Origin of the sequence: Pantoea sp. R102 (assembly GCF_004916815.1) — a bacterium.
GTDB lineage: Bacteria > Pseudomonadota > Gammaproteobacteria > Enterobacterales > Enterobacteriaceae > Pantoea > Pantoea dispersa.
Map to the genome: position 1 here is coordinate 1 of NZ_SDFT01000123.1, position 4,815 is coordinate 4,815.

General features: G+C 59.4%; 5 protein-coding genes. 1 reads left to right on the plus strand and 4 read right to left on the minus strand.

All coding sequences use genetic code 11. The features are described from left to right. The 4 genes from ERD80_RS13605 to ERD80_RS13620 all read right to left on the minus strand — a co-directional run. Nucleotides 1-924, minus strand: a 924-nt coding sequence (locus ERD80_RS13605) for a dihydroxyacetone kinase subunit DhaK (protein ID WP_136547246.1), incomplete at its 3' end; no start/stop codon positions are given. Between the two features lie 121 nt (nt 925-1,045). Beyond that, nucleotides 1,046-2,101, minus strand: a complete 1,056-nt coding sequence (locus tag ERD80_RS13610) for a YncE family protein (protein ID WP_021507812.1) — start codon at nt 2,099-2,101, stop codon at nt 1,046-1,048. Between the two features lie 211 nt (nt 2,102-2,312). Next, entirely contained in the window at nt 2,313-2,522 is a 210-nt protein-coding gene (locus ERD80_RS13615; protein ID WP_058780877.1) for a DUF1471 domain-containing protein, read from the minus strand. Between the two features lie 291 nt (nt 2,523-2,813). Then, a complete protein-coding gene (locus ERD80_RS13620) occupies nt 2,814-4,001 on the minus strand; it encodes an MFS transporter (RefSeq protein WP_136547248.1) in 1,188 nt (395 codons plus the stop codon). A 102-nt stretch (nt 4,002-4,103) separates the two neighbouring features. Between ERD80_RS13620 and ERD80_RS13625 the strand changes: the two genes are divergently transcribed. Then, on the plus strand, nt 4,104-4,815 hold a 712-nt coding region (locus tag ERD80_RS13625; RefSeq protein ID WP_136547249.1), incomplete at its 3' end, for a cupin domain-containing protein.

Here is a 4,815-nt window from a genome sequence, read left to right on the forward strand (position 1 = left end):
CGCCAGCAGCGTCAGCGAAAACCCTTTCATATCCAGCGCGCTGACCAGGGTTGCCGGGCCAATTAAATGGGTGATGCGTGCCGCCAGCGGCGACTGCAGTACTTCGCGCGTGAGCAGCGCCAGCTCCAGCTGGGAAAAGCCGCCGAGATTGTTGATCATCAACAGCGCCTGTTTGCCGTCGGGCAGCGCCTGCGCCAGCTGATCGGTCATGATGCTGGTAATTTTGCGGCTGTTTTGCGTATCCAGCGTGATCACGCCCGGCTCACCGTGAATGCCCATCCCCAGCTCGCTGTGGCCCGCTGCCACGCGATCGTCGCGCTTTTCACCCGGAATGTGACAGGTGGCAAACGCCAGGCCGATGGAGGACGTGGCGTCGATGGTGCGCTGCGCCAGCGCTTTAACCTCGTCGAGCGATTGGCCGTGCTCCGCGGCGAAGCCAGCGATTTTGTGTACCAGCACGGTGCCGGCAATGCCGCGTGGCTGCGGGTTCTCCGGCAGCGCGATATCGTCCTGCACCATCACCAGCTCCACCTTGTAACCCAGATTTTTCGCCTTCTCCGCTGCGAGGCCAAAGTTGAGCCGGTCACCGGTGTAGTTTTTCACAATCAGCAGACAGCCCGCCTCACCGGTGACGTTAACGATGGCGTTCAGCACCGCATCAACGCTCGGCGAGGCGAAGATATCGCCGCACACCGCAGCGGTCAGCATCCCTTTGCCGACAAAGCCCGCGTGCGCCGGTTCGTGGCCGGAGCCACCGCCGGAAATCAGTGCGACTTTGCTTTTATCCCAGTCCGAACGCACCACCACGCGAATCTCATCGCCCAGATCGAGACGGGTCAGGTTGTGCCACGGTGTGCTGAGTAACACGCCTTCGATCGCTTCGTTCACCAGATCGTTTTTTTCATGCATAAAAAACTGGCTCATTGCACTCTCCCCTTAGGTGTTGTCGTCCTAAAGGTAGCGTAAGCCGGGCGGGAAAGGGGGGATCAAGGCCGGAAATGCAAAGGGCGACACACGTCGCCCCTGAGTTTCGGATAATTACGCCCTACAGCGCGATGCGTAACACGCTGTCCGGGTTTTTTGGCGGTTCCTTACGTGAGCCCGGCTGCTTGATGCTGACGAACAGCGTGTTGCCATCGGCGGAGAGCGCCAGGCTGTTCGGCAGGCCCGGCGCTTTCACCGTGCGTTTCACTTTATAGCTGCTGGCATCGATGATGCTGATCTCACCGGCTTTACGGTGCGTGACATACAGCTCGTCACGGTCAGCATTGAACAGCACCGCCAGCGATTCCGGTACCTCAATACGCTGAATCACCTGCTGTGTCCGGGTATCCAGCACCAGCACCTGCGGCTGCTTCGCATCGCTGAGGAAAGCGCGGTGGCCTTTGCTATCCAGCGCAATGTTCAGGAAAAAGTGCTCTTTATCACCGTCAATTTTCTGGCGCTTTTCAATCGCGTTCAGGCGGGTATTGATGGTGACCAGCTCGCCATCGGCATTGGTGACATACAGTTTCTGCGCGGCGGCATCCAGTGCCAGCCCGGTGCCCATTTTGCCGGTATTCGGGATAGTGCTGATGAGCTGGAGTGTTTTGCCGTCCACCACCCACACCACGCTTTGCGCGCCGAGACCGGTGATGTACACGCGATTGGTTAGCGCATCCGCGACCAGTTCACGCGGCTGCAGCGGACGAACCGTGTCACCGCGCTTGCGGCCATCCAGCACCAGCGTGTTGATCACCTTACCGCTGCTGGCATCCACTGCCGTCAGCGCACCGTTGACCGTATTGCCAAAGTACAGCACGTTGGTGTGCTGATTGATGGCGGCACCAAAGGTCTTCAGTTCAGTGCTGATGGTTTGCTTCACCGCCAGATTCTGCGGATCGAGACGGTAAACCGTACCGCCCTGCGGGTTGCCGGCGTTTTGCGCCGTGGCGAGGAACAGCGCGTTGTCGCTGTTGCTGAAGGCCAGTTCATAGGCGCCTTTGGCGATCGGCTGATTGAGCGGCTGCGTTTCCGCCGCCTGCAGCGCGCTGCAGGACAGCAGCGCCGTGGCCACCAGTAGCGGACGCAGCGCCCACTGCATTGTTTTATTCGCTTTCATAACTTCTCCATAGCAAAACCACCGCCGTGCGGCAGTGAAATGAAAGCCCGACATTGCAACCAATAGGAAATTCAGCCCGAGGCGAGCCGATAAGGATGTTAGTTTTTGCGAATAATAATCATTTATGCGGAAAAGGGACAGGGATTTATGGCGTTAGCAACGCCGCCAGGGCACCCGAAGGCACCCTGTCAGCACAGAGGGTAAGGCAAACTTATTTGGTCAGTTCTGCGGTCATGTGAACGCCGTTGTTGAAGTTGGCTTCAGTCACTTTGTAGGAAGCACCAAGTTCCTGCGCTTTAGCAGCGATTTGCGCTTCAGCACCGTCAAGCGTAGAGGCGGTAGCGGTCACGCTTTGCGCGAAGCTGGCAAATGGCAGAACAGAGAGAGCAATAACAGCAGCAAAAGTTTTGATGGTTTTCATGGTCATTTCCTTAATGATGTTTGATTGAATAAGGCGACATCGCCTTGATGAGAGATATAGTAGGCCGGCAACCGATCAAAAAAAAGCGCAGAGATTTGCCTAAGTAATTCGAATATTTTGACTATAAAAAGCACATTTAGCGCAACCTGTGCGCAAAGGGTTAAAAAACCAGGATTTGATTAAAAGGCAGGATTTATTGCTGTGATTGGTGAGACCAGGCATACTCGGCAAAAGCGGCGCCGCGACACACCCTGAAGCGTGTCGCGGCGCGCCTGATGGCGGTAAACGGATTTAACCGTGATGCCGCACGCGGTTAAAGATGGTGATGGCGGCCAGCAGCATCAGCACGCCGCTGGCAAGGAATACGCCGCCCGCGCCCTGCAGATCGAACATCCAGCCACCGGCCGCCGCACCGGCGGTGATCGCCAGCTGAATAGTTGCCACCAGCAGCCCGCCGCCCGATTCGGCGTCGTCCGGCACCGCGCGCGACAGCCAGGTTGACCAGCCAGTCGGCATTGAACCAAACGCCAGCCCCCACAGCGCGACGCCGCTCGCCACCAGCCAGGAGACGTGGCCAAAGCTCACCAGCAGCACCGCCGTCACGCTCATCACCAGCGCCATGCCGGTCAGCGTCAGCGACACGCTGCGCGTCACCAGCCACGCGGCCAGCGAGGTGCCGAAGAAGTTCGCCACGCCGAACGCCAGCAGCACCAGCGACAGCTGATTCACATTCAGCTGCGCGCTGGTTTCCAGGAACGGACGCAGATAGGTAAAGAAGGCAAAATGGCCGGTAAACATCATGATCACCGCCAGCATGCCCCAGCGCATCACGCTCTGACGCAGCAGGTCCAGCACGCCGCCGCTGCGCGCTTTGTTCTCCGGCGGCATCGACGGCAGGGTGAAGAACTGCCAGAACAGCGCCAGCACGCCCAAAACACCGGTCAGCAGGAAGATATTACGCCAGCCAATCAGCCCGCCAAGATAGCTGCCCAGCGGCGCGGCAATGATGGTGGCCAGCGAAATACCGCTGAACACAATCGACAGCGCGCGCGGCACCTGATCGGCGGGCACCAGCCGCATGGTAATGGCGGTCGACAGCGTCCAGAAGCCGCCAATCGCCATGCCGAGCAGCACGCGCGCCAGTAAAATCATCGGCAGATTTTCGGCAAACGCCACCAGCAGCGCCGAGGCGATGAGCAGTAACGTGAACGCCAGCATCACCAGGCGGCGGTCGAGGCGGCGCGTGACATTACCGATCACCAGGCTGGTCAGCAGCGCCACCAGCGCGGTAACCGTGACCGTCTGGCCCGCCTGCCCTTCGCTGACACGCAGCGAGTCGGCAATCGGTGTCAGCAAGCTCACCGGCAGAAATTCTGCGGTGATCAGGCCGAAGACGCCAAACGCCATGGCGAACACCGCGCCCCATGCGGGTTTCTCTACCGCAATGCTTGTTTCCACTACTTCAGTATCCAGACTCATCTGCGATCCCCATCACAAAATATCAGGCTGTAAGCATAGAGAGACGACGCAAGACGATCTATGATACAGAAACTTTGTTTTTTGATAATTCGTCTGGATTGTATGAGCCGCTATGAAGATTTGACCAGCGAACTGCTGATGGGCATGCGCCTGTACGGCGTCAAATATCAGCGCATCGCGCTGCATGCGCCGTTTGGCCTGCAATATGATGACGCGCCGGGCAAGGCGCAACTGCACTTTGTTGGCCGCGGCTCGCTGCTGATTCGCTCCACTTCCGGCACCGTCTATCCGCTGCAGGCGGGCGATGCACTGCTGATTCCGCACGGTAAGCCGCACGCGCTAATCTCCGGCGAAGATGCGGTGTGCGTGCCGATCGCTACCTTTAACAGCAAACCCATCTGCGACAGCGTGTGCGCCATTAACGATGCGCCGGACGCGGATGCCTGCCCGGACGACAGCGATGTGATTTTATTCAGCGCCTGCATGGCGTTTGAGCTGGGCGGCATGCAGCCGCTGGTGCACACCATGCCGGACGTGATGCTGGTCAGCACGCTGCTGGCGCAATACCCGGAAATCCAGCCGATTCTGGATGCCATGGAGCGTGAAACGCGTCAGCGCAAAGCGGGCTTTGCCGGCATTTTGTCGCGGCTGGCCGATGTGGTGGCGGCGCAAATTGTGCGGGGCTGGGTGGAGAATGGCTGTGGTCAGGGCAGCGGGCTGGTGCAGGCCCTGCGCGATCCGCGCCTCAGCCTGGCGATGGCGGCCATGCACCGCGCGCCCGGCGAAAACTGGACGGTGGAGCGGCTGGCGCGCG